The 24,052-nt window shown below is 61.3% G+C and carries 18 protein-coding genes; 13 read left to right on the plus strand and 5 right to left on the minus strand.

The features are described from left to right. Positions 1-4 precede the first annotated feature (4 nt). The 11 genes from ACMQ11_RS05580 to ACMQ11_RS05630 are packed head-to-tail and all read left to right on the plus strand — an operon-like array spanning position 5 to position 19,088. Positions 5-916 carry a dihydrodipicolinate synthase family protein gene (locus tag ACMQ11_RS05580; protein WP_418991779.1) on the plus strand — a complete coding sequence of 304 codons (912 nt, stop codon included), beginning with the start codon at positions 5-7 and terminating at the stop codon, positions 914-916. Positions 917-946: 30 nt separating this feature from the next. Beyond that, positions 947-2,437: a sodium:solute symporter gene (locus tag ACMQ11_RS05585; RefSeq protein WP_418991780.1), complete on the plus strand. Its 1,491-nt coding sequence runs from the start codon at positions 947-949 to the stop codon at positions 2,435-2,437. 13 nt (positions 2,438-2,450) lie between these two features. Beyond that, positions 2,451-4,223, plus strand: a complete 1,773-nt coding sequence (locus ACMQ11_RS05590; protein ID WP_418991781.1) for an L-fucose isomerase — start codon at positions 2,451-2,453, stop codon at positions 4,221-4,223. Positions 4,224-4,249: 26 nt separating this feature from the next. Next, positions 4,250-7,417, plus strand: a complete 3,168-nt coding sequence (locus tag ACMQ11_RS05595; protein WP_418991782.1) for a SusC/RagA family TonB-linked outer membrane protein — start codon at positions 4,250-4,252, stop codon at positions 7,415-7,417. A 19-nt stretch (positions 7,418-7,436) separates the two neighbouring features. After that, a complete protein-coding gene (locus tag ACMQ11_RS05600) occupies positions 7,437-9,056 on the plus strand; it encodes a RagB/SusD family nutrient uptake outer membrane protein (protein WP_418991784.1) in 1,620 nt (539 codons plus the stop codon). A 20-nt stretch (positions 9,057-9,076) separates the two neighbouring features. Next, the gene (locus tag ACMQ11_RS05605) at positions 9,077-10,087 is read left to right on the plus strand and encodes a DUF5017 domain-containing protein (RefSeq protein WP_418991785.1); all 1,011 of its coding nucleotides are present in this window, start codon (positions 9,077-9,079) and stop codon (positions 10,085-10,087) included. A 12-nt stretch (positions 10,088-10,099) separates the two neighbouring features. Further along, complete coding sequence (locus ACMQ11_RS05610; protein ID WP_418991786.1) at positions 10,100-12,004, plus strand: DUF5017 domain-containing protein; 1,905 nt, start codon at positions 10,100-10,102, stop codon at positions 12,002-12,004. A gap of 10 nt (positions 12,005-12,014) precedes the next feature. Further along, entirely contained in the window at positions 12,015-13,604 is a 1,590-nt protein-coding gene (locus ACMQ11_RS05615; protein ID WP_418991787.1) for a sialidase family protein, read from the plus strand. Between the two features lie 8 nt (positions 13,605-13,612). Continuing rightward, complete coding sequence (locus ACMQ11_RS05620) at positions 13,613-15,208, plus strand: exo-alpha-sialidase (protein WP_418991788.1); 1,596 nt, start codon at positions 13,613-13,615, stop codon at positions 15,206-15,208. Further along, positions 15,205-17,079, plus strand: coding sequence for a sialate O-acetylesterase (locus ACMQ11_RS05625; RefSeq protein ID WP_418991789.1), 1,875 nt, complete (start codon positions 15,205-15,207; stop codon positions 17,077-17,079). The genes ACMQ11_RS05620 and ACMQ11_RS05625 overlap by 4 nt, the downstream gene beginning before the upstream one ends. After that, positions 17,076-19,088, plus strand: coding sequence for an FG-GAP repeat domain-containing protein (locus ACMQ11_RS05630; RefSeq protein ID WP_418991790.1), 2,013 nt, complete (start codon positions 17,076-17,078; stop codon positions 19,086-19,088). Before ACMQ11_RS05625 ends, ACMQ11_RS05630 begins: the two co-directional genes overlap by 4 nt. A gap of 104 nt (positions 19,089-19,192) precedes the next feature. On the opposite strand, the gene ACMQ11_RS05635 is transcribed toward ACMQ11_RS05630, so the two are convergent. From ACMQ11_RS05635 to ACMQ11_RS05655, 5 genes are all read right to left on the minus strand, one after another. Beyond that, positions 19,193-19,414 (minus strand): hypothetical protein, encoded by a 222-nt coding sequence (locus tag ACMQ11_RS05635; protein ID WP_418991791.1) that lies wholly within the window; start codon positions 19,412-19,414, stop codon positions 19,193-19,195. 103 nt (positions 19,415-19,517) lie between these two features. Continuing rightward, entirely contained in the window at positions 19,518-19,988 is a 471-nt protein-coding gene (locus tag ACMQ11_RS05640) for a hypothetical protein (RefSeq protein WP_418991826.1), read from the minus strand. A 5-nt stretch (positions 19,989-19,993) separates the two neighbouring features. Continuing rightward, positions 19,994-20,497, minus strand: a complete 504-nt coding sequence (locus ACMQ11_RS05645) for a hypothetical protein (protein WP_418991792.1) — start codon at positions 20,495-20,497, stop codon at positions 19,994-19,996. Then, positions 20,494-21,210, minus strand: a complete 717-nt coding sequence (gene ubiE / locus ACMQ11_RS05650; RefSeq protein ID WP_418991827.1) for a bifunctional demethylmenaquinone methyltransferase/2-methoxy-6-polyprenyl-1,4-benzoquinol methylase UbiE — start codon at positions 21,208-21,210, stop codon at positions 20,494-20,496. The genes ACMQ11_RS05645 and ubiE overlap by 4 nt, the downstream gene beginning before the upstream one ends. Positions 21,211-21,212: 2 nt before the next feature. Further along, a complete protein-coding gene (locus tag ACMQ11_RS05655) occupies positions 21,213-22,457 on the minus strand; it encodes an ABC transporter permease (protein WP_418991793.1) in 1,245 nt (414 codons plus the stop codon). A 75-nt stretch (positions 22,458-22,532) separates the two neighbouring features. Here ACMQ11_RS05655 and ACMQ11_RS05660 point away from each other — a divergent pair, with 75 nt between their 5' ends. Together ACMQ11_RS05660 and ACMQ11_RS05665 are read left to right on the plus strand one after the other, a co-directional pair. Further along, positions 22,533-23,279 (plus strand): SDR family NAD(P)-dependent oxidoreductase, encoded by a 747-nt coding sequence (locus tag ACMQ11_RS05660; RefSeq protein ID WP_418991794.1) that lies wholly within the window; start codon positions 22,533-22,535, stop codon positions 23,277-23,279. A gap of 10 nt (positions 23,280-23,289) precedes the next feature. Continuing rightward, positions 23,290-24,051, plus strand: coding sequence for a zinc metallopeptidase (locus tag ACMQ11_RS05665; RefSeq protein ID WP_418991795.1), 762 nt, complete (start codon positions 23,290-23,292; stop codon positions 24,049-24,051). Position 24,052: the final 1 nt, after the last annotated feature.

Consider the following 24,052-nt stretch of genomic DNA (forward strand, 5'->3'; position numbering starts at 1 on the left):
GACGATGAAAACGATCAAAGGAATCATTCCCCCGATGGTCACCCCCTTGAAAGGGAACGACCGGATCGACTGCGACGGCACCGCACGGCTCACGGAGCACCTGCTCGCCGGGGGCGTACACGCACTCTTTCTGCTGGGCACCACCGGCGAGGCGCAAAGCCTCTCCTACAAGTGCCGCTACGATTTCGTCGAACTGGTCTGCCGTCAGGTCGCCGGCCGGGTTCCCGTCCTGGTGGGCGTGACCGACACGTCGCTCGACGAGAGCCTGAAACTGGCAATCCACGCCCGGACATGCGGCGCCGTAGGTGTCGTGGCCGCAGCACCCTACTATTTCGCGCCCTCGCAGCAGGAACTGATCGAGTATTTCACCGCCCTGGCCGACGCGCTGACGCTGCCGCTCTACCTCTACAACATGCCCTCGCACGTGAAAGTGTTTCTCGAACCGGCAACGGTCTCCACGCTGGCCGACCACCCGAACATCGTCGGCCTCAAGGACAGTTCGGCCAACATGACCTATTTCCAGACACTGCTCTATGGCCTGGGCGACCGCGAGGATTTCGCCCTCTATGTGGGTCCCGAGGAGCTGACGGGCGAGAGCGTGGTGATGGGAGCCGCCGGCGGCGTGAACGGAGGCGCCAATCTCTTCCCCGAACTCTACGTCGAGATGTACCATGCGGCCTACAAGGGCGATGTGAACTCGATGCGCACGCTGCAACGCAGGATCATGCAGATCGCAACGACGCTCTACACCGTCGGAAAATACGGCTCGAGCTACCTGAAAGGGGTGAAATGCGCGCTTTCGCTGATGGGCATCTGCGACGATTATCTCTCCTATCCCTACCGGAAATTCCGTGCCGGGGAGCGCGACCGCATCCGCAAGGCCCTCGAAGCACTCGGAATCCGATGCGTCCGCTAACACAACCGTCCCACTACCAACCCGATCGCTATGGAAATCACTACACTCGACTACCTTGTTTTCTTCCTTTTCGTCGGCGGTGTCGCACTTTTCGGCTGCTCGTTTTATTTCCGCAGCCGCAAGGGTGCCGCAGCGTTCACCGCGGCCGAAGGCACGCTGCCCACGTGGGTCGTGGGCATGTCCATCTTCGCCACGTTCGTCAGCAGCATCAGCTTCCTGGGGCTTCCGGGCGATGCCTACAAGGGCGACTGGAACCCCTTTGTCTTCAGCCTTTCGATTCCTCTGGCCACGTGGCTCGCGGCCAAGGTCTTCATTCCCCTCTACCGGAGTATCGACAGCGTCTCGGCCTACCACTACCTCGAACAGCGCTTCGGTTACTGGGCTCGCTGCTACGTGGCGGTCTGCTACCTTTTGACGCAGCTGGCCCGCGTGGGTTCGATCCTGCTGTTGCTCGCCCTGCCGCTGAACACGATGTTCGGCTGGGACATCCAGACCATCATCCTCTGCACGGGCATCGCCACGCTGATCTACACGCTGCTTGGCGGCATAGCCGCCGTGGTCTGGACCGACGCCATCCAGGGGATCATCCTCATCGTCGGCGCCATCGCCTGCGCCGCCATCCTCACATTCACCATGCCCGAAGGCCCGGCGCAGCTCTTCGAGATCGCCTCGGCTCACGGCAAATTCAGCCTCGGGAGTTTCGGAGCGAGCCTCTCGGAGCCCACGTTCTGGGTGGTATTGATCTACGGACTTTTCGTCAACATGCAGAACTACGGTATCGACCAGAACTACGTGCAGCGCTACATGACGACCCGCTCGACGGCCGAAGCGGTCCGCTCGACCCTTTTCGGTGGACTGCTCTACATTCCCGTTTCGCTCATCTTCGTCTATATCGGCACGGCGCTCTTCAGCTACTACACGGCGCAGCCCGACCTGCTGCCGGCCGCCACCCCTGCCGACAAGGTTTTCCCCTGGTTCATCGTCCACGGACTGCCCACGGGGTTGACGGGACTGGTCATCGCGTCGCTCTTCTCGGCCGGCATGTCGACCGTGGCCACGAGCATCAATTCCTCGGCCACGATCGTACTGACGGATTTCGCCCGGAGGCTCTCGAAAAGGGAGCTCTCCGAAAAGAAGAGCATGCGGGTCCTCTACGCCACCTCGTTCGTCGTGGGTGCGCTGGGTATCGTCATGGGGCTGCTGATGATGCGCATCGACGGCATCCTGGACGCCTGGTGGAAACTGGCGTCGATCTTCAGCGGCGGCATGTTGGGACTCTTCCTGCTGGGAGTGGTTTGCAAGACGGTGCGACGCGCTCATGCGGTTATCGCCGTGCTCCTCGGGCTGGGAACCATCGCCTGGATGAGCCTTTCGCCCCTGATCAACGACGGATCGCCTTTCTACCGATTCCACAGCCCGCTGCATACCTACCTGACGATCGTATTCGGCACGAGCGTCATCTTCCTCACCGGCTTCCTGCTTACCGCCCTGACACGCAAAAAAACGGAAAAACCACTCTAAAACTACACCCAATATGAAAATTTCTCATCCCAAAATCGGGATTCGTCCCGTTATCGACGGCCGACGCGGTGGCATCCGCGAATCGCTCGAAGAGATGACCCGGGACCTGGCCGAGCGTGTAGCACGCCTCTACCGGGAAAACCTGCATTACGCCGACGGTACGCCGGTCGAGTGCGTCGTGGCCGACACGATAGGCGGCGTCGCCGAAGCGGCTGCCGCAGCCGCGAAATTCCGCGACAACCGGGTCGGCGCCGTCGTCTCGGTCACGCCCTGCTGGTGCTACGGCGCCGAGACGATCGACATGGACCCCCTCATGCCCAAGGCGATCTGGGGCTTCAACGGCACCGAACGCCCCGGGGCGGTCTACCTGGCCTCGGCTCTGGCCGGACACAACCAGAAAGGATTGCCCGCATTCGGTATCTACGGCCGGGATGTGCAGGACCTCTCCGACCGGACGATTCCGGCCGATGTCAGCGAAAAGCTGCTGCGCTTCGGACGCGCAGCGGTGGCTCTGATGCAGATGCGCGGCAGGTCCTATCTCTCGATCGGCTCGGTATCGATGGGCATTGCCGGGTCGATGCCCGATCCCGCGTTTTTCCAGGAGTACCTCGGCATGCGCAGCGAGGCGGTAGACTGTTCGGAGATCGAACGGCGCATCGAACTGGGTATTTACGACAAAGAGGAGTTCCGCCGGGCGATGGCCTGGGTCGAAAAACACTGCAAGCCCCGCGAGGGCAGGGACTGGAATCCCGAGCACCTGGTCTACCCGCGCAAACAGAAAGACGCCGTCTGGGAATATGTCGTCAAGATGACGCTTATCTTCCGCGACCTGATGCACGGTAACGAGCAGCTGGCACGGATGGGATTCGAAGAGGAAGCCCTCGGGCACGACGCCCTTGCCGGCGGCTTCCAGGGACAGCGGCAGTGGACCGATTTCCGTCCCGACGGCGATTTTTCGGAGGCGATTCTCAACTCCTCGTTCGACTGGAACGGCGTGCGCGAGCCGATCCCGTTCGCTACGGAGAACGACACGCTCAACGGCGTTTCGATGCTCTGGATGCACCTGTTGACCAACCGCGCCCAGCTCTTCGCCGACGTGCGCACCTACTGGAGCCCCGAGGCCGTCGCGCGCGTCACCGGACGGCGGCTCTCGGGACGCGCCGCGGGCGGCATGATCCACCTGATCAATTCGGGCTCCTGCACGCTCGACGCCACGGGCGCCATGCGCGATGCTGCGGGTAACCCCGTGATGAAACCCCACTGGGAAATTTCGCAGCAGGAGGCCGAGGCGTGTCTCGAAGCGACGACGTGGTTCCCCGCATCGCGCGAGTACATGCGCGGAGGCGGATTTTCGTCCCAGTTCCTCACGCGCGGCGAAATGCCGGTAACCATGTTCCGGCTTAATCTGGTCAAAGGGCTGGGCCCCGTGGTGCAGATCGCCGAGGGGTGGGCCGTGAACGTCGACCCGGAAATTTTCGACATCATCAACAAGCGCACCGACAGAACGTGGCCTACCACCTGGTTCGTGCCCCGAACCACCGGACAAGGCGCTTTCGCCGACGTGTACGAGGTGATGAACCGTTGGGGCGCCAACCACGCCGCCATCTCTTACGGACACGTCGGAGCCGATCTGGTGACGTTGGCCTCCATGCTCCGCATCCCGGTAGCCATGCACAACCTGTCTCGGGAAACGCTGTTCCGTCCCTCCGCTTGGAGTGCTTTCGGCACCGATCCCGAAAACTCCGATTTCCGGGCCTGCCGGCTTTACGGACCGATCTACGGATAACCCACAACCAAAACCAACCGCCCGAAATGAAACCGAACCTACGAATTCTGATAAACTGCGTAACGCTGGCTCTGCTCCTGTTCGCGGGAGGAGGGACCGAAGCGTTCGCGGCACAGCCGTCTGCCAGGCCCGGGCAGGTCGGCGGAAAAGTGACCGACGCCGACAAGCAGCCCATCGCAGGCGCCGTTGTGCTCGTAAAAGGGACCACGCGCGGCACGACCACGCGCGCCGACGGCACGTTCTCGATTCAGGCAAAGGCCGGTGACATACTGGTCATCACTCTCTTGGGCTACGCCGAAAAGGAGATCGCCGTAAACAACCGCACGCGGTTCGACATCGCGCTCGAGGAGCAGGCCAATGCCATCGACGACGTTGTGATCGAAATCGGCTACGGCGGTCTGGCCCGCAAAGACATCACCGGAACCCTGAGCAGCGTAAAGATGGAGGATATTGCGAAGGCCCCCGTGGTGAGCTTCGACCAGGCGCTTCAGGGCCGCATGGCCGGCGTCTCGGTCACCTCGTCCGACGGCCAGCCGGGAACCGAAATGGACATTGTGATTCGCGGGGCCAACTCCCTGACGCAAAGCAATTCGCCGCTCTACGTGATCGACGGCTTTCCGATCGAGAACTTTTCGAGCGCCGCCATCAACTCCTCGGACATCGCCTCGCTCACGGTACTCAAGGACGCTTCGGCTACGGCCATCTACGGTGCCCGAGGCGCCAACGGCGTGGTCATCATCGAAACCGTCAAGGGTCAGGAGGGAAAACCGCGCGTTACCTACAACGGTACGTACGGATTCCAATCGGTAGCCCGGACCATGGAGATGATGAGCGCCTACGATTTCGTGAACTACCAGATCGAGCGCTCGCCCGGCAGCGTGGACACCTACCTGAACAACCTCGACCGCACGATGGAGGATTACAAGCGCATGGGACAGGGGATCGACTGGCAGGACAAACTCTTCCGCAATGCCCCCATCCACATGCACAACCTCTCGATGACCGGCGGTACGAAGCAGACCAAATACGCCGTATCGCTTGCGCTGGCCAGCCAGCAGGGGGTGATCATCTGCTCGGGGTACGACAAGTACCAGGGTCGCATCTCCCTGACGCAGCAGTTGAACAAAAATGCCAAAGTGACGGTCAATGCCAGCTACACGGGCGACAAGACCTACGGGCAGACCTCTTCCGCGGCGCTCGCCACGAGCAATGCCTACGCTTCGTATCTCATGTACCGAACCTGGGCGTTCCGTCCCGTGATAACCAAGGGAGTATCGAACGACGAGGAGTTGTTCGACGACTATTTCGACGGCAATAACTCGGCGGTGATGAATCCGATTCTCTCGAGCAAAAACGAGGACAAGGTGACCCGCAGACAGACTTTCATCTCGAACCTGAAACTCGACTACAAGTTGCACAAGAACCTGCGGCTGAGCATCAGCGGCGGCTATTCGCGCTTTTCGACCCTTGCGACGGAATTCAACAATTCGATGACCTACAAAGGGTATCCGATGTTGACAAACACCAAGGGAGTCAACGGTTCGGTGATGAGTACCACCCGCACGGACTGGATGAATGAGAATACGCTGACCTACGACAGAAATTGGCGCAACGGACGTCACAAACTGAACATCCTGGCCGGCTTCACATTGCAGGGAACCGACCAGAACCGGTTCGGCTATTCGAGCATGCAGATCCCCAACGAATTGCTGGGAATAAGCGGAATCGACGACGGACTTCCGGATTCGATGACGGCGCTTCTCACCGAGAACTACCTCCTGTCGTGGCTCGGCCGTATCAATTACAGCATCCGTTCCCGCTACATGTTCACCTTTTCGTTCCGTGCCGACGGCTCGTCGAAATTCGCTCCCGCGAACCGCTGGGGTTATTTTCCCTCGGGCGCTTTCGCATGGCGGCTGGGCGAGGAGAAATTCATGCGCCGGCTGCGTTTCATCGACGATGCCAAATTGCGCGTCAGCTACGGCGTGACGGGAAACAACCGCGTGGGCGATTACTCGATTCACCCGTCCTTGTCGCTTTCCGACTACTATTCGTTCGACAACGGACAGCCCGCCGAAGCGATCGTTACGAGCAGTCTGGGCAATCGGGACCTGACGTGGGAGAGCACCGAACAGATCGATGCCGGTCTCGATCTGAGGCTGTTCGAGAACCGCATCAGTCTGACCGTCGACTGGTACCAGAAGATCACGCGCGACCTGCTGCTGAACGCCAACCTGCCATACAGTTCGGGATATCGCACCGTGTACAAGAATATCGGCAGGATCCGCAACCGGGGGCTGGAAATTACGCTGAACACCGTCAATATCAAAACCAAGAATTTCGAGTGGAACTCCGATTTCAACATCAGCTTCAACCGCAGCCGGGTACTGGCTCTGGCCGAGGGCGAAGAGAACTACCTTTCGAGAATCGGTTTCACGGGGGACTTCAACGCCACCTACCTCTACCTGGCCAAAGTCGGCCACCCGGTAGCGCAATTCTACGGCGTAAAGTGGGACGGGGTCTACGGTTACGACGATTTCGACCGCAGCGCCTCGGGCGAATACACGCTCAAAAAAGGGGTTCCTACGAACGGGAACGACCGCAGCACGATCCAGCCCGGCGACATCAAATACGTCGATCAGAACGGCGACGGGGTGGTCAACGACCAGGACATGGTCGTCATCGGCCGCTGCGAACCGATCCACACGGGAGGCTTCAACAACAATTTCACCTACAAGAATCTGAGCCTCAACATCTTTTTCCAGTGGCGATACGGCTGCGACGTGATGAACGCCAACCGCATCATATTCGAGGGCAATTACGCCAACAAGGCGATCAACCAGTACAAAAGCTACGTGGACCGCTGGTCGCCCGAGAATCCCGTCAGCAGGAATTTCCGCGTGGGAGGTCGCGGTCCCTCGGGCGTTTACAGTTCACGGACCATCGAGGACGGCTCTTTTCTGCGTCTGAAGACCTTGCAGCTGAGCTATACGCTGCCCGAGAAATTCACGCGTAAGATACATCTGAAGAGCGTGCAGGTCTTCGTTTCGGGCCAGAATCTCTGGACCTGGACCGACTATTCGGGGCTCGACCCGGAGGTCTCCACCCGCAATTCGACCCTCACGCCCAATTTCGACTATTCGGCCTATGCCCGCAACCGCATCTACACGGCCGGCATCAAAGTCACATTCTAACCAAAGCGGACTTACGACCATGAAAAATTGCATCATCATACTACTCGGAGTGCTTCTCTTTCCATCATGCAGCCTGCTGGATATCGAGCCGCAGGATTTCGTGACTCCGTCGAACTACTACAACAACGAAGAGGAGATGAATACGGCCCTCAACGGCATCTACGCCACACTGGCCAATACCACCCTGTTCGGCAACAACCTGCTGGGCCGCATGGGACTTTCGGCCGACATTGGCTACGAAAGTTACTCCTCGGACTACGGATCGGTGGGGGATTACGACGTATCCCCCACCGATGCAAAGATATTGAACTACTGGCGAGATCTCTACGACGGCATCGGCCGGGCCAACATGCTGATCAAGTACATCGACAAGCCGCAGCTCGATCGAAAAACCCGCGACAATATTCTCGGGCAGGCGCTTTTTCTGAGAGCCTACTACCATTTCCTGCTGGTCGTGCGTTTTCACCACATCCCGCTCGTCCTCACGGTTCCCGATGACGGCAAGAGGGAGCACGTCCAGGTTCCGCAAAGCGACATGCGCGAGGTCTACCTGCAAATCATCCGCGACATGGAGGAGGCCGCCCGGCTGGTTCCGCCCGCGTCGGAACTCCTCTCCCCGGGGCGCGCAAGCCAGTCGGCCGTCTACGGAATGCTCGCCCGCGTGGCGCTCTACATGGCCGGCTATCCGCTCGGTGAACCGGGGATGTATGCCAAAGCCAGAGAGTACGCCCAAAAAGTGATCGACACCGGGACGCACGCCCTGAACCCCTCTTTCGAGCAGGTCTTCATCAACTACATCCAGGACAAGTACGACGCTGGCGAGAGCATTTTCGAGGTCGAATTCTGGGGAACGAACGAAGGCACCTACACCACGACGGCCGGAATGGTCGGCCGCAACAACGGAATCGGCTGTACGAGCCAGAACGTAACGCTCAACGGCAAGACGATCGTCGACATGTACGGCTACTCGATCGGCACGATCCGCACGACACCCTACTATTACGCGCTGTTCGAAGAGGGCGACCTGCGCCGCGACTGGACCATCGGCCCGTACACCTACAACACGGTATCGGGCCAGAAAACCGCTCAGACGAGCAACATCTGGATTCGCTATTGCGGCAAATTCCGCCGCGAGTACGAACTGACCACGCCGCGGGCGACCAACTACACCCCGGTCAATTTTCCGCTGCTGCGTTATGCCGACATCCTGCTTATCTGGGCCGAAAGCGTGGCGGCCGATGCGGCCAACAACGACCCCGAGCAGCTTCGGCAGGCGTACGAGTATGTCAACCAGGTCCGACGACGCGGCTACGGAGTCGACATCCATACGCCGAGCGACGCGGCCGACCTGGAGGCGGGCGACAAGAGCGCCCTGCTGGACGCCATCAAGGACGAGCGCGCCCGCGAGCTGGGTTTCGAACTGCTGCGCAAGGACGACATCGTTCGCTGGGGCGAATTCTACGACCGGATGCGCTACCTGAGAAACGTCGCGGCCGCCATTCCCGACAGCTATACCAGTTCGTACTACCTCAGTGCGAAGCGCACCTACAACAATGCCAACCGGCGCGATGAAATCTGGCCGATTCCCACCTACGAGCTGGGAGTCAACCGCTGTCTGGTGCAGAACAACGGATGGTAGAATTCAAAAACGACAAGAACATGAAAACCAAGATCGAATACCTGGTTCCTCTCTTCGCGATTTCGCTGCTGCCTTGCGGGTGCCGCGAAAGTTTCGAGGAGGTCGACGACGTTCGTTTCGATGTTTCGACCGCGTCCGCGACATTCAAAGCGGGTGAACCGGTGCGCTTCTCCTTTCGCGGAAACCCCGATTTCATCTGGTTCTATTCGGGCGAGCGGGGCAATGAGTACGCTTTCAAGGAGCAGGACCGCATCGTCGAGACCCGGATGACTTTCTCCTTTACCACCACCACGGCGTCCGGAACCAAGGGTTACCCCAATCCGGCACGCGTTCCCATCAGTTATTCGACCGATTTTTCGGGTGAATATACCGAAGAGGCCGTTCGTGAAGCGACGTGGATCGACATTACAGACCGGTTCGACATGCCCACCGACATCGGCGCGACGGACCTGCTTTCGGGCGAGGTGAACATCTCGGACTTTTATCCCGACAACGACACGCCGCTCTACCTCAGTTTCCACTACGTGGTCGAAGCCTACGACGCGACGGCCGCCGGAGGCAACGGAAACGGCCGGACGCAGTGGAATTTCAAATCGCCCAAGATCAACGGCATAGCGGGTGAATCCTCGGCCGTACTTTACGACATCGCCAGTTCGAACTGGACCATCGTGCGGGCCGCTTCGTTCGAGGGCGCGACCTCGCTGCCCGACATCAATTCCTCGCGCATCCTGCTGCGCAGCGAGTTCCAGCCGCCCGTATCGCGCGAATGCTGGGCCGTCGCAGGCCCCATCCACAAGATGGATTACATCAACGAGGGCCCCGACATGGGGGTCGGAATCAAGGCGATGGCCGAAGCCGCCCTGACCGGTTACAGCTATGTCTACACCGAGCCGGGCGAATACACGGCGACTTTCGTCGCGGCCAACAGCAACGTCTACGAGCGCCGGGAACTGGTCCGCTCGGTGAAGATACGGATCGTCGAGGACGAGGGCAGCATCACGCCGCCCGAAGCGGGAGAGTGGAACGAATAAAACGACAAGACCATGAAAAAAAGTACGATCTATACCACAGCCTTGACCCTGCTGCTCGCGGGTTGCAGCCGGGACGTTTCCTCCGACATGCCGCTGGCGGACGCAGAGCCGCTGCACTTTTCATCGGCGAACCCCGCGACGCGCACCACGGTGGACACCGATGCCGAACGCAACCTGAGGATAGTCTGGGCCGCGGGCGACGAGGTGGGAATCTACGGCATGAGCGACGGACGTCCGACAGGCCGCAATTACGCCTACACCGCAACCCCCTGTAAGGAAGATGCCGCGCGCTGCACTTTCGCGGCCAGCGAGTCTTCGCAACTGTTCCGGTGGATCGACGGCACGGCACAAGGGTATTACGCCTATTACCCCTATACCGGGGTCAACGACCGCGAACCGGATGCAGCGGCGCATCCCTTTTCGCTTCCCGAGCGGCAGGTGCAGTCGCAGGGAGATTCGCCCACGCACCTGTCGCAGTACGGCCTGATGACCGCTGCGCCCGTCGAATTCGGCCCCACGGACATGTCCCAGGGCGGGGTCGAGTTCCGGTTCGCCAACGTCTTTTCGATCCTCGAACTGCGCTTCAAAATGGCCTCCGATTGCAGCCTCGCGGCGGTGCCCGTCAAGCAGGTGCGGATCGTGTCGGATGCGAGCGACCTGGCCATCCCCCAAGGCACGATCGACCTGACGGATGCGGCCATGCCGCTGACCGTGGAAGAGGGCAGCCGGAGCATCGACGTCGGTTTTACGGAGAATCTCTCCCTGAATAAAGAACGGTTCGTCAGCGTCTATCTGGTTGTGGCACCCGGCACGCATCCGGCCGGGTCGTTGCGCATCGAACTGACAGCCATCGACAATTCGGTCAACTCATTTACGGTACCCGACGCGGTTACTTTCCGGCCGAACAAACACTACACCCGGGAGTACGCGATCTCGCTCGACGAATTCGTCCAGGCCGATCCGTTCGAGGTCGAGCTGCCCTCGCTCAGCTGCCGGGCCGGGGAGCCCCTGCGGATTGACCTGAGCGGCCTGGCCGACCGGATCGATTTCTGGTCCGGCGAGGAGGGCCACGACTACCTCTATGCGGAGCGGGACCGGTTGCAGCATCCGGCCATGTCGGTCGATTTCCTCATGCTGCTCAACAGCGGCACGCAGCGGACCCCGGTGAAAGTGAAATACTCCACCGATTTCGACGGTACGATGACCGAAGAGGGCATACTCGCGGCTACCTGGAACGATGTCACCGCGCAATTCGATCTGACGACCTATATCTACGGCACGGATACGAAGACGACCGTCGGCGCCTCGACCACTCCCCACAATGCGGGAACGGCGGATTGCAGCGACTGGTTTGCGGGTGCGGAAAACAGCTGCCATATCGCCCTTTTCTACCATATCGACCCGTATGACGCCTCTTACGTCGATCCCGAAACGGGCACCGCGGGCAATGGCCGGACCTATTTCTACCTCCACGACATGTGGGTGCGGGCCCAATACCGCAACGAAAGCGGCTTTACGGAGATTTATCGCCACCAATACGTCAAGAACCAGACGGATCCGACCTGGCCGACCGTGGTACTCGGCGCGACGTTCGGATCGGAGGATGGAGGCAATCCGCTGAATGTGTATGCCTACGGTTCCTACCCTTACGTGCTGCGCCTGGGGGCCGCATTCCGCCCCACGGTCGAGAAGAACTCCTACATCGTGCTGCCGCGGTTGATCCGTCCCGAAGCCAAGAATGTGGGCAGGGATACGCCATTCACCATCAAGGAGGAGTCGGAAGCACAGCCCGCCAGTTACGAGTATGTTTTCTCTCGTCCCGGCACGTACGACATAGCCGTCGTGGGAACCGTGCAGACCCTTTCGGGCAGCAGTCAAATCGTCAAACAAGCGACCGTCACCGTGACGGAGGAATAAGTATGCGCATATGAAAAATTACCTCATTTTAACGTGTCTGTTTACCGTGGCCAGCCTCCTGGCGGCCTGCGACAAGGAAGATACCCCCGCAGAGGCGCCTCTTGCGGCCGATGCGGTCGAAGTCCGCGGAACGCTGATCGATATTCGCATGCTGGAGAGCGGGGAGCAGGTTTTTCCCCAGCACGACCAGTACGTCTTCGGTGCGGATGCCGACCTGCTGTTCGACGAAACGATGCGCTACGCCGTCGGACTGAAGGAGTCGCGCGGCGTCGAGGCGTTCCGATGCGGCAGCGATGCAACCGTCTACCTGGCCACGGACTGCACCGGAATGCGGGCCGAGGGCTGGAAAGCGGCCGACCGGATTTTTACGGTCAACGACTTGACCTATTACATCTACTGCTACGAATCGCGCACGCCGGGCAAATGGATCGCCGTGCCCGATCCGGCGGACCGAAAGTGCTCGACCATGCTGTTTGCCAAAACGTTGAGCGTATCCGAAACAACCGTTCCCGGCACCGTTATCGCACAGGTTCCGCAGTTGCGAAGCGGCGCCATCAACAACGTCTCGATGACGATTCTGCCCGACGGCGACTACATCGCCTCCTGCACGGGTGCCACCGGCCCCGGCGCCAAGGGGGTTTCGCTCTTTCTCTCGCAGGACAAAGGACGCACCTGGAGCGTGCTCTCGCAGGACAACATCGGCGTGAACGGGATTGCCAACTACAACAACCTGTTCGTACACGACGGCAATCTGTACATGATGGGTACGGGCGTCGGCGGCCGGGACGTACTCATCACCCGCTCCGCGGACAAGGGCCGCACGTGGACCTACCCCGCCGACGGGCGAACCGGGGTTCTCCTTTCGGGCGCCTACCACTCCTCGTCGGTGCCGGTGGTCGTCTGCAACGGCCGTATCTGGCGGGCGATGGAGGAGGTTGTCGACACGAAGAAAGAGGCTTTCGTCCTCTCGGCACCGGCCGATGCCGATCTGCTGAACGCTGCGAACTGGACCCGCACCGCAACCATCCCCCTCAATACGGCCTGGGAGGCGGAAGGCAGCTCCATCACGGAGCTGATCGAGGGCAACATGGTGGCCACGCCCGATGGCAAACTCTACAACATCCTCCGGGCCAGCAGCTCGGGCACCAGCCTGGCGGCCGCCAAAGTCACGGTTCTCAGCGAGCACGAACTCCGCTTCACGGCTCCGGGCGATTTTATCCATTTTCCGGGAGGCGGCAAGAAATTCACCATTCGCTACGACGCCGAGAGCAGACGCTACTGGACCCTCACCAATCCGGCCCATGCGGGCGGCATGAAGCACGACGGAATCTATTTCAACGGAATTACGCGCGACCTGATCCGCAACCGGCTGGTCCTCTGCTACTCGACCGACCTCAATACGTGGGTCCAGTACAAGGAAGTTCTCTCCGACGACGATCCGTTCTTTCACGGCTTCCAGTATACTGACTGGATGTTCGACGGCCAAGACCTGGTCGCCGTCTGCCGCATGGCGTGTCCCGAGAGCCGGGGGCTTCCCGTGCGCCAGCACGATGCCAATTTCATGACGTTCCTACGGATTCGCAATTTCCGCAACCTGTGACCTCGCTTATGCGCACACCCTTTCATCTGCTCCTGCTGGCGCTGCCGCTCTGCACGGCGGCAGCGCCGGACGGGGAGCCGGTTATCGAAATCCGGGGCACGCTGATCGACATTCGCACGGCCGAGCCGGGTGCGGAGGTCTATCCGCAATACAAACGGCACCGTTTCGGCCGCTCGCTTCCCCAACGGCTGACGGGCATGTCCTATGCAGTCAGTCTGCGGGAGTTCCGCGGTCCCGAGGCTGTTCGCTCCAATCAGGCGTGCGAATTGTCGGTCGCACTCGACGGCGCCGACCCCGATACGGTGCAGTGGCGGCCGACCGGAGAGTCGTTCCATGTCAACCAAACCCGCTACCGGCTGTTTACGGCCCGGTATGCCCGACCCGGGACATGGATGCCGCTGCCTGCATCGGCAGAAAACCGGGCTTCGACAATCGTTTTCGCCCGCAATATCCGCGTCGCGGAGACAGCCGCCGTGCCGGGCGTCGTCGTAGCCCGCGTTCCCGAGCTGCGTAAAACGCATATCACCAACCCCAATCTGCTCATCCTGCCCGACGGAAGCTATCTGGCTGCGTGCAGCGGAGCCACGACGCAGCGGACAACCGATTTTTACCGCTCGACCGACCGGGGCCGGAATTGGTCGCACTGGTCGCACGACGATGCTCCGGTCAATTTCTATTCGCTCTTTCTGCACGACGGAGCGCTCTACATGATGGGGACGGCGACGCCCGAGGGGGATGTGATTATCCGCCGCTCGGACGACGACGGCCGCTCCTGGACCGCCCCTTGCGAGGGCATTCTGCTCCACGGACGCTACCACTCGGCCCCCGTGCCCGTGGTCGAACACCGCGGCCGCATCTGGCGGGCCATGGAGACCAACACCCGGGGCGAGCCGCGCCGGGCATTCGTGCTCTCGGCTCCGGCGGAGGCGGACCTGTTGCAGGCCTCGAGCTGGACGGTTTCCGAAGCGCTCGAATCCTCCGCATCGTGGATCGAGGGCGGCCAGTTCCGACAGTGGATCGAGGGCAATATGGTCGTGGCAAGGGATGGAACGCTGGTCAACCTGCTGCGTGTCGACGAACACGAACACGGGCGTACGGCAGCGCTTGTCCACGTGAAAAGCCCCCGCAAACTGACGTTCGATCCCCGACGGGATGTGATCGAAATGCCGGGCGGCGGCAAGAAATTCACCGTCCGTTACGATTCGCTCTCGCAACGCTATTACGCGCTGACCTCCGTGGTAAAGGAGGAGTTCCGCGGAGCGCGTCACGGCGGCATCTATGCCCGGGGCATTCACTGCGGCCTGATCCGCAACACCCTGGCATTGGTCAGTTCCGAGGACCTGCGCCGTTGGCGGACCGCCCGGATCGTGCTTGCGAGCGACAACCCCTTTTTCGACGGCTTCCAGTATGCCGACTGGCAGTTCGACGGCGAGGACCTCATTGCCGCGGTGCGCCTGGCGATGGAAGAGCCGCGGGGACTCCCGACCCGGCAGCACGACGCCAATTTTCTGGTATTCATACGCATCTGGAAATTCCGGGAACCGGGAACCACAACCGCTATCCGAACACTACACAAAACACCGAACCAACCGACGAAACGATGAAACCTGCAATCAAAAAAACACTCGCTTTTACGGCGGCCATGCTGCTGGCCGCGTCGACCGCTGCCGCGCAGCCATTCCTGCGCCTGCCGGCGGTCATCGGCGACCACATGGTCCTCCAGGAGAATACCAACGTGAAACTCTTTGGCTGGGCCGATCCCAACTCCACGGTGACCGTCTCCCCCTCGTGGGGCGAAGCCGTCACGGTCAAGGCCGGTTACGATACCGCCTGGGAGGTCGAACTGCAAACCCCGGCAGCCTCCCCCGATCCCCGCTCGATCTTGTTCGAAACCAATAAGAAAGTGGTTAAACGGATCGAAGACGTATTGATCGGGCAGGTCTGGCTGTGCAGCGGACAGTCGAACATGAACTGGAGCGCGGCCAACGGAATCGCCGATATGAAGCAGGAGCTGGAGGGCGATCTGAATCCGCAGATACGCCTTTTCACCGTCACCAAGCACAGCACGCCCTATCCGCAGGAGGACTGCAATGGACGGTGGGAAGTATGCGATGCGCGCAGCGCCCGCTATTTCAGTGCCGTGGGGTATTTCTTCGGCAAGCGGCTCGCCGGGGAGTTGAAGCAACCCGTCGGGCTGGTCAATTCGTCGTGGGGCGGAACTCCCATCGAGGTGTGGACCCCCGCCCGGGAGATGAACCGCGAGCCCCGGCTGGTCGCCGCCTGGAAAGAACACTCCAAAAGCAGACGCGAATGGCAGATCGGATCGCTCTACAACGCGATGATCTGCCCGTTGCTCAAAACGGCATTTGCGGGCGTCGTCTGGTATCAGGGCGAATCCAACAAGGAGAACGCTGCGCTTTACGGCGAGGAGTTCCGGATGATGATCGAGTCGTGGCGCAGGGCATTCGGCCGGCAGCTGCCGTTCTATTTCGTACAGATCGCGCCCCATGCCCGCACCGAAGGGGGCATCACAGGCGCCCTCGTGCGCGAACAGCAGGCCCTGGTCGCAGCGACGGTCCCCGGCACCGGCATGGTCGTTATTTCCGACCTGGTGGATGACGTGACCAATGTCCACCCCCGTTTCAAAAAGGGGGTCGGCGAGCGGCTGGCCGCTTGGGCGCTTGCGGAGGTGTACGGACGCCATGCGGGTAAATACAAACACGCCGCGTTCCGTGCCGCCGAATTCAAACGCGCGCAGGCGATCGTCACGTTCGACGAAGCCGATGGGGGTCTATTCTGCAATGACGGAGCTATCGCGGGATTGGAATTATGCGACGCCTCGATGAAATTCGTTCCCGCACAGGGGATGATCGACGACAGGAACAGGCTGGTGGTATGGAGCAAACAGGTGTCGCGCCCCGCAGCCGTGCGCTACTGCTTCAGCGACGGCGCAATCGGCAATCTTTTCGACGCCGCCGGGCTTCCGGTCGCCCCGTTCCGCAGCGATACCGACAACGGGGCCGCCGCTCCTGCCAAACAGCCCGATGAAGCCGTTTGGCACACGACCGTCCGGGTGCAGGGCGACAGGTTCGAATTGCGCAAGCTCTCGCTCGGCGAAAAGTTCTTCATCAATCGCGTCTATCCGCTGTCGCTGGTCCCCGCCCGTTTTGCGGGTTTCGACATGCTGGTGCATGCGGCCGTAAAGGACGGCGTGCAGCACTGCAGGGTGACCGCAACCGGAAACGGCCGTATCTACCTCGTCGCACGCCGCAACAGCGTCACCTCGGCCGATCTGGCGGGCTGGAAACCCGAACGCAATGCCGAAATCCGTTACACGACGCACGACCGGAACAAACCCGGCATTCTCTTCATCTATTCCAAACAGGTGAAAGCCGGCCAAACCGTGACGCTGCCCCAGACCAAAGATTTTGCAGGTGTGACCCTCATCGCTTCGAAAATCGAATTCGCAAAATGAAAAAGTCCGTACTCATCCTGCTCTCGATCGGATTCGCGTGGCAGAGTACCGTCGGGGCTCCGCCGCTGCGACATGCCCGTCCCGTCATGGCGGGCGGCGAGGAGGGGCTGGCTCCGATGTCGTTCGGCCTTACGTACAGCAATGCACCGCGCGGCTTCGCCTACCTCTCTTCGAGCAGCTATCCCGATCTGTTCGTATTGATCCCGAGCGGCATGCCCGAGGCTCGCGGTTTCTGGCGCTGCGCTTACGATCGCACCGCCGACGACGGCTCCCTGGTCTACCGCGAACCCGTCCGCGTGGCCACCCCGTGGGACAAGGAGAAAAAATTGCCGTCTCAAATCCGTGTTTTCCAGGATGGCGAGGAGGTCTACCTGCTGCGCCTCTCGACCAAAAAACTGACCGTTGCCCGTTGGGACGGCTCGCAGGGATTCTCCCCGATCGCCCAGACCGAGATCGAGGGCATCGACTACCCCGTCGCTTCGTTCGACTGCATCCGCCGCGGCAAGCGGGAGATCGAACTGGCCATCCTCTGCCACGACGGACGGGCCTACCGTCCCGAAACGTTCAGGGGCGACCGACAGTCCTATTACGACGGAGCCGGAATTTACCGCGGTGCGCTCCCCGGTTCGGGGCTCTTCCGCACGACCCTCGATGCTGCGAGCTGGCGGCAGGTCAGCCGGGTCGAGCAGGTGGGCTGCGACATGAACCTGGTGATCGGAGCCAGCGAACTGGCTTGCGTACGTTCGGCGGACGGCGGCTACGACGGATACCTGTTTACGAACCGGCTCGGCAGCATGAAATTCATCCCTTACCTCAAAAAGCTGCCCCCGGGAGGTCTGACGCCGCTGCATGTCATGCGCGACGAGAAGCGGGTCCGCGTGCATCCGGCTTACAGCTCCCGCGTCATTCCGTTTTCGGCAAGCCCCGGAGCGCAATCCGATCTGGTGATCGGCGGCGAGGCGGCCATGTACCACTACCGCCATACCGGCCAAACGTCCGGCGGAGCACCCGTCTATGCCGATCCAAAACCCGTTCTTCAACGCCATGCACCGCTGTACGGCGGCTCGCTCACAGTGCCCAACGTCGTGGATTGGGACGGCGACGGACGGCTCGACATCGTGGCGGGGAACTCCGAGGGGCGTCTTCTCTTCTTCAAAAACAACGGCACGAACCGGCACCCCGATTTCGCCCCCTCGGAAGAGGTCTGCGCCGGAGGAAAACCCCTTGTGCTGCGTCCGGGCTACCACGTCGTGCAGGGTCCTTTCGAGGCTTCGTGGGGTTACCTCTGTCCGACGGTCTGCGACTGGAACGGGGATGGACTACCGGATGTCGTGGTTTCGGGATCGCGGGCCAAATTCGAGGTGCTGCTCAACCGGGGCACGCCCCAACAGCCGCAACTCGAAGCCCCGGTCCCGCTGCGTGTCGACAACCTGGAGCTGTACGGCACCTGGCGGGTTCGTCCGGCGATCGCGCGGATCGGCGACCGGAACGCGCTCGTCATCATGGACAGCGACAACGCCCTGCACCTGTATCGGCAGGTAGACGACTACAACGTCTCCGATGCTGGAAAACTGCGCCTTACGGACGGTTCGCAGATCACCGGACACAACGACGGCCTGGAGCCGCTGGGACAGATGGGGCGCGGCAAGTTGCGGTTCGTCGACTGGAACAGCGACGGAAAGCTCGATCTGATGATCGGTTCGATCAAACGCTCCTCCTACCCCTCGCCCGAACGCGGACTGCCCTATGCGCGCTTCAAGAAAAAAGAGTACGGGTTGCAGGTGATGCTGCTGATAAATGCCGGCACCAACGAACGCATGGTGTTCGAGCCCCCGGTCCAGTTGCAGATCGACGGCAGGGATTTCTACCTCGGCGCGCACTCCAACGCCCCGGAACCTTGCTTTCTGGGCGACACGTCGCACGGTCCCAATCTGATCGTAGGCTGCGAAAGCGGCAAATATTTCTTCTTCGAACACGACCGCATCACCACCGTCGGGATCGAACGGTAGGCCAAAATCAAGCCCGTCTGTCGGCTCTGACAGACGGGCTTCCAGGGCACAAAAAAAGGGGATTCTCGAAAAGAATCTCCTTCACTCTCACCAACCGGCCGGAACTATTTGGCTTCGCCGCAGCAGGTCTTGGTGGTGTCGGCCTCACCGCAGCCGCTCTCGCCGCAGTACGCCTTGGTCGAATCGCATTTCTCGGCGCACTGGCTGCAATTCGTCGTTTCGGTACGGGTAGCCGCAGCCTCGGCGGCTTTCTTGTTCGTGTTGCCGCCACAGCTTACCATTGCGACGGCAGCCATGACGATTACGAAAGAAAAAATCTTTTTCATAGCTTTAAACGTTTAAGAATTAGATCATTTAATACGCCGCAAAGTTAGGTAAACGTCCGGATTATGCAAGAAAAAAGTGAAAAATTTTCAAAACGGGAACTTTTCAGTTCAAAAGGTCGGAAACCGAGAGCTCCTCGCTCTTGGGAAAGGCCTTGGGAAAAACGGCCGAAACCCGGCCTTTGAGGATGATGGCCTCCTCGGCCGTGAGGCAGTTGCCGACCGTGACGCGGAAATAGGGATTCTCGTAGACCCAATAGACGCGAATGTCCGGGAATTGCTCCTCGAAAAGGGTCTTGGCCGCCAGGGCGCTCGCACGCGCATCCTGTCCGTTGTCGAAGAAGATGCAGACGCGGTAGCCGCGGAAACGCAGCCGCGCGGAACTGCGTGCGGCCTCCTCCACGGCGCGGGCCGCATCGCCGTGCTCCACTACCCGGACCCGGGCCGCACCCAATGATACGGGCGAGGCGACCGGCGAAAGGAGCCGCTCCTTGAATGCTTCGAGCGACTGCGCCCGCAACGAATAGACGCAGGCGGCGGTCAGGAGGATCAATACAAGTATCGAAATCGAGCGCATCACGTTTACAGCAAGTTTTTAAGATCTTCGATCGTCACTCCAAAGATATTCAAAAATTCCGACAAAGGCACCTTTTCCTGCGAAATTTTTATGGGTGCAGGCCCTCCGCGCCCCTCGATCTTGAAAGAGACGAACACCTGCGAAAAGTCGCGCTCCCCGATCTTTTTCGAGAGCGCATAGAGCGCCAGCGGGTCGGAAATCCGCAGGCGCCAGCGGGTCGAAACGCTGCCCGTCGTCCGGCGCCCCACCTCGACCGCCCCGCGCAGCGCAACGTCGCCCACGCGGCTTCGGCCGTAGAAGATGTCGAGCGTCGCCTGGTCGAGAACCAGTTTGTACCCCGTGTCGTTCTTCACCCGCACGACGATCTCGGCGCCCGTCAACCCCTGGCGCTCGATCTTTTCGACCGCTTCGATGCGGATGTTGCGCCGAGCCTTTTCGACGGCGCGGCGGCAGGAGCCCATCGAGAGCGCCACCGCGGAGAGAATCGCTATGTAAAGCAGTTTTTTCATCGTTCACCGATATATATTTGTGCAATCCCGCAGCTCAGGCTCCGGGCGCGGCAGTTCGCAAATCCCGCACGCGCCATGATCCGCAGAAACTCTTCCGGGGCCGGAAATTCCTCTACCGACGCCGGCAGGTATTCGTAGGCCCGTCTGTCGCGCGAGAGGAGTCCGCCGATGCGGGGCAGCACCCGAAAGGTGTAGAATTCGTACAACGCCCGCAGCACCCGGTTGCGGGGCCGCGAGAACTCCAGTATAACGACCTTGCCCCCGGGTTTTATTGTGCGGGCCAACTCCGCCAGGCCCCGGTCGAGGTCCCCGAAATTGCGTACCCCGAATGCCACGGTCGCCGCGTCCACGGAGGCATCCGCAAGAAAGAGGTGCTCGGCATCGCCCTGCTCGAGGTCGATCCGACCGCTCAGCCCGCGCTGGGCCACCTTGCGGCGCGCCACGGCGAGCATCCCCACCGAAAGGTCCACGGCCAGCACCTCGGCTTCCGGGATGCGGCGCGCCAGTTCGATGGCCAGATCGCCCGTTCCCGTGGCCACGTCGAGGATGCGGCCGGGCCGGCAGCGGCCGACGATGCGCACCACGCGGCGGCGCCAGAGGCGGTCGATACTCGCCGACAGCGTATGATTGAGCAGGTCGTAGCGCGGAGCGATCCCGTCGAACATGGCGCGCACCTCCTCCTTTTTGGATTTTCCGGTGTTATAGGGTTTCACTGTCATTGGTAACGGATGGCTTCGTCGGGTTTTACGGTCGATACGATACAGGCGGGCAGGATCATCAGGGCGACGATCGCCGCCAGCACGCCCGCATTGAGCAACAGCCACCACCCGGCGCCCAGCGCGACGGGGACCTCCGAGAGCAGGTACCCCTCGGAGCTAAGCCTGACCACATGGAAATATTTTTGAATGAGGCACAGCCCTACCCCGACGGCATTGCCCCACACGAGCCCCCCGAGGGCGATGAACGCCGCGCGGTAGAGGAAAATGCGCCGCAGCGCGCCGTTGCGCATGCCGAGCGCTTTCAAGAGCCCGATCATCCGCACCCGTTCGAGCACCAGAATCAACAGCGCCGAGGCCATGTTGAAGAACGCCACCACGAGCATGATGACGATCACTACGGCGGCATTGACATCGTGGGCCTTGAGCCAGTCGAAAACATTGGGATAGAGCTGCGCGATGCTGCTCACGGCGAGGTTGGCCGTCTCGTCCGAGTCGTCGTAGAGCAGCGTCCGGCCCAGCGTGCGGGCGAACGCATCGGCCTCGGAGAGGTCGCGCGTGAAAATTTCGTAGCCCGAAATCTCGTCCGGCGTCCAGTCGCTTAGCCGCTGCACATTGCGCAGATCGGTCATCACCATCCGGTTGTCCATCTCGTCCATGCCCGAGGAGTAGATGCCCGCGACCTTGAACCGGTCGCGGCGCGGGAGGTCGTCCCGCTCGACGAAGAGCATCTCCACCCGGTCGCCCGGCCGAAGCATCAGCCGCTCGGCGAGGTTGCGCGACAGCAGGATGTCCTTGGTGCGGATCGTATCCCCGACCCGCGGCAGCTCGCCCTCCACGAGCCACTCCCGGAAAAACGACCAGTCGTAAGCCGTATCGACCCCCTTGAGCACGATCCCCTCCACGGCGTCGGCCGTACGGACGATGCCGCCCTTGACGGCATAGGGTGCCAGCGAGACGAAGCCGTCCGAAGAACGGATCAGCCCCTCCAGATGCTCGCTCCGCCGGACGGGTTCGCTGTCCAGCGTATTCACGCCCCGCACGTCCGTCACCACTGCATGGGCCGCGAAAGCGGTCATCTTGCGCGTCACCTCGCGTTTAAAACCCATCATTACCGCCAGCGCCAGAATCATCACCCCGATGCTGAGCGCCACCGAAACCACGGCGATGCGCTCCATCACCCCGGGTTTGTTCCCGGGTGCGGGCTGCGCCGTTCGGCGGGCGATGAAGAACTCCAGATTCACGCTTACGGATTTTGCTGAAAATTTGTGCAAAGTAATACAATTTTCGTATTTTTGCCCAATATAAACCCGATTTTTATGAAAAAACAGGCACTCGTCACGGGAGCCACCTCGGGCATCGGGCGCGCCACGGCGTTGCGCCTCTCCGCACTGGGATACGACATCGTCGCCACGGGCCGCCGCGCCGAGCGACTCGCCGAACTGCGGCAGCAGATCGAATCCACCGGCGGGCGCTGCACCCCACTGGCATTCGACGTGCGCTCCGAAGAGGAGGTGCGCCGCCACCTGGAGCCGCTCGAAAGGGTGGACCTGCTGGTCAACAACGCCGGGCTGGCTGCCGGACTGGAGCACATCGACCGGGGCGACACGCGCGACTGGGACGCCATGATCGACACCAACGTCAAGGGCCTGCTCTACGTCACGCGCGTCATAACACCCAAAATGGCGGCCGCGGGCGGCGGACTGGTCGTCAACATCGGCTCGATCGCCGGCACGGAGCCCTACGAGAACGGCGCCGTCTACTGCGCCTCGAAACACGCCGTGCACGCCATCTCCCAGGCCATGCGGGCCGACCTGCTGGCCAGCGGGGTGAAAGTCACCGAGATACGACCCGGCATGGTCGAAACCGAATTCTCGGAGGTCCGCTTTCACGGCGACCGGGAGCGTGCCGAGCGGGTTTACGACGGCGTGGAGCCCCTGCGCGGCGAGGATATTGCAGAGGCAATAGCGTGGGTAGCACAATTACCGGCCCACATGAACGTGAATGACATGGTGCTGATGCCCGCACAGCAGGCCGGCGCCTACTATACATTTAGAAAACAGTAAATTTGCGATTATGACACACACCCTTTTCGCCCTGCTTCAGGCAGGATACTACGCAGAGCCGCACGCGGCGCGCTTCGACGGCGCAACGATCGGCATGTTTTTCCTGATCATCCTCATCGGTCTGGCCGGTTACCTGGTGCAGGCCCGGCTTCAGTCGGTCTTCAAGAAATACTCGAAAGTGCCTTTCCCCGGCGGCCTCACGGGCGCCGAGGTGGCCGAGAAGATGCTGCGCGACAACAACATCCGCAACGTCAAGGTGACCCACGTCGCCGGCCACCTCACGGACCATTTCAACCCCAAGACCATGACCGTCAACCTCAGCGACGCCGTCTACTCGTCGTCGAGCGTGGCGGCGGCGGCCGTCGCCGCCCACGAGTGCGGCCACGCCGTACAGCACGCCCGGGCCTATGCTCCGCTGGTGATGCGTTCGCAGCTGGTGCCCGTCGTGCAGTTCGCCTCGTCGGCCGCCACGTGGGTCATCATCCTCGGACTGGTGATTCTGGCCTCGACGCAGAACGCCATCGTCTGCTGGATCGGCGTGGGCCTGATCTCCCTCTCGGCCCTCTTTTCGCTCATCACGCTTCCGGTGGAGTACAACGCCTCGGCGCGCGCCCTGGAGTGGCTCAAGGTGAGCCACACGATGCAGGGCGCCCAGCTGGCGCAGGCCAAGGAGGCGCTTTCGTGGGCCGCACGCACCTACCTGGTCGCCGCCCTGAGTGCCATCGCCTCGGTGCTCTACTACGTCCTGCTGATCCTCGGTCGGCGCAACTGAC

Origin of the sequence: Alistipes sp. (assembly GCF_048465575.1) — a bacterium.
Lineage (GTDB): Bacteria > Bacteroidota > Bacteroidia > Bacteroidales > Rikenellaceae > Alistipes.

Bases quoted from the DNA above. Each gene is read 5' to 3' on its own strand.
- ACMQ11_RS05580 (WP_418991779.1), top strand. From the start codon at position 5: ATGAAAACGATCAAAGGAATCATTCCCCCGATGGTCACCCCCTTGAAA.
- ACMQ11_RS05585 (WP_418991780.1), top strand. From the start codon at position 947: ATGGAAATCACTACACTCGACTACCTTGTTTTCTTCCTTTTCGTCGGC.
- ACMQ11_RS05590 (WP_418991781.1), top strand. From the start codon at position 2,451: ATGAAAATTTCTCATCCCAAAATCGGGATTCGTCCCGTTATCGACGGC.
- ACMQ11_RS05595 (WP_418991782.1), top strand. From the start codon at position 4,250: ATGAAACCGAACCTACGAATTCTGATAAACTGCGTAACGCTGGCTCTG.
- ACMQ11_RS05600 (WP_418991784.1), top strand. From the start codon at position 7,437: ATGAAAAATTGCATCATCATACTACTCGGAGTGCTTCTCTTTCCATCA.
- ACMQ11_RS05605 (WP_418991785.1), top strand. From the start codon at position 9,077: ATGAAAACCAAGATCGAATACCTGGTTCCTCTCTTCGCGATTTCGCTG.
- ACMQ11_RS05610 (WP_418991786.1), top strand. From the start codon at position 10,100: ATGAAAAAAAGTACGATCTATACCACAGCCTTGACCCTGCTGCTCGCG.
- ACMQ11_RS05615 (WP_418991787.1), top strand. From the start codon at position 12,015: ATGAAAAATTACCTCATTTTAACGTGTCTGTTTACCGTGGCCAGCCTC.
- ACMQ11_RS05620 (WP_418991788.1), top strand. From the start codon at position 13,613: ATGCGCACACCCTTTCATCTGCTCCTGCTGGCGCTGCCGCTCTGCACG.
- ACMQ11_RS05625 (WP_418991789.1), top strand. From the start codon at position 15,205: ATGAAACCTGCAATCAAAAAAACACTCGCTTTTACGGCGGCCATGCTG.
- ACMQ11_RS05630 (WP_418991790.1), top strand. From the start codon at position 17,076: ATGAAAAAGTCCGTACTCATCCTGCTCTCGATCGGATTCGCGTGGCAG.
- ACMQ11_RS05635 (WP_418991791.1), bottom strand. From the start codon at position 19,414: ATGAAAAAGATTTTTTCTTTCGTAATCGTCATGGCTGCCGTCGCAATG.
- ACMQ11_RS05640 (WP_418991826.1), bottom strand. From the start codon at position 19,988: ATGCGCTCGATTTCGATACTTGTATTGATCCTCCTGACCGCCGCCTGC.
- ACMQ11_RS05645 (WP_418991792.1), bottom strand. From the start codon at position 20,497: ATGAAAAAACTGCTTTACATAGCGATTCTCTCCGCGGTGGCGCTCTCG.
- ACMQ11_RS05660 (WP_418991794.1), top strand. From the start codon at position 22,533: ATGAAAAAACAGGCACTCGTCACGGGAGCCACCTCGGGCATCGGGCGC.
- ACMQ11_RS05665 (WP_418991795.1), top strand. From the start codon at position 23,290: ATGACACACACCCTTTTCGCCCTGCTTCAGGCAGGATACTACGCAGAG.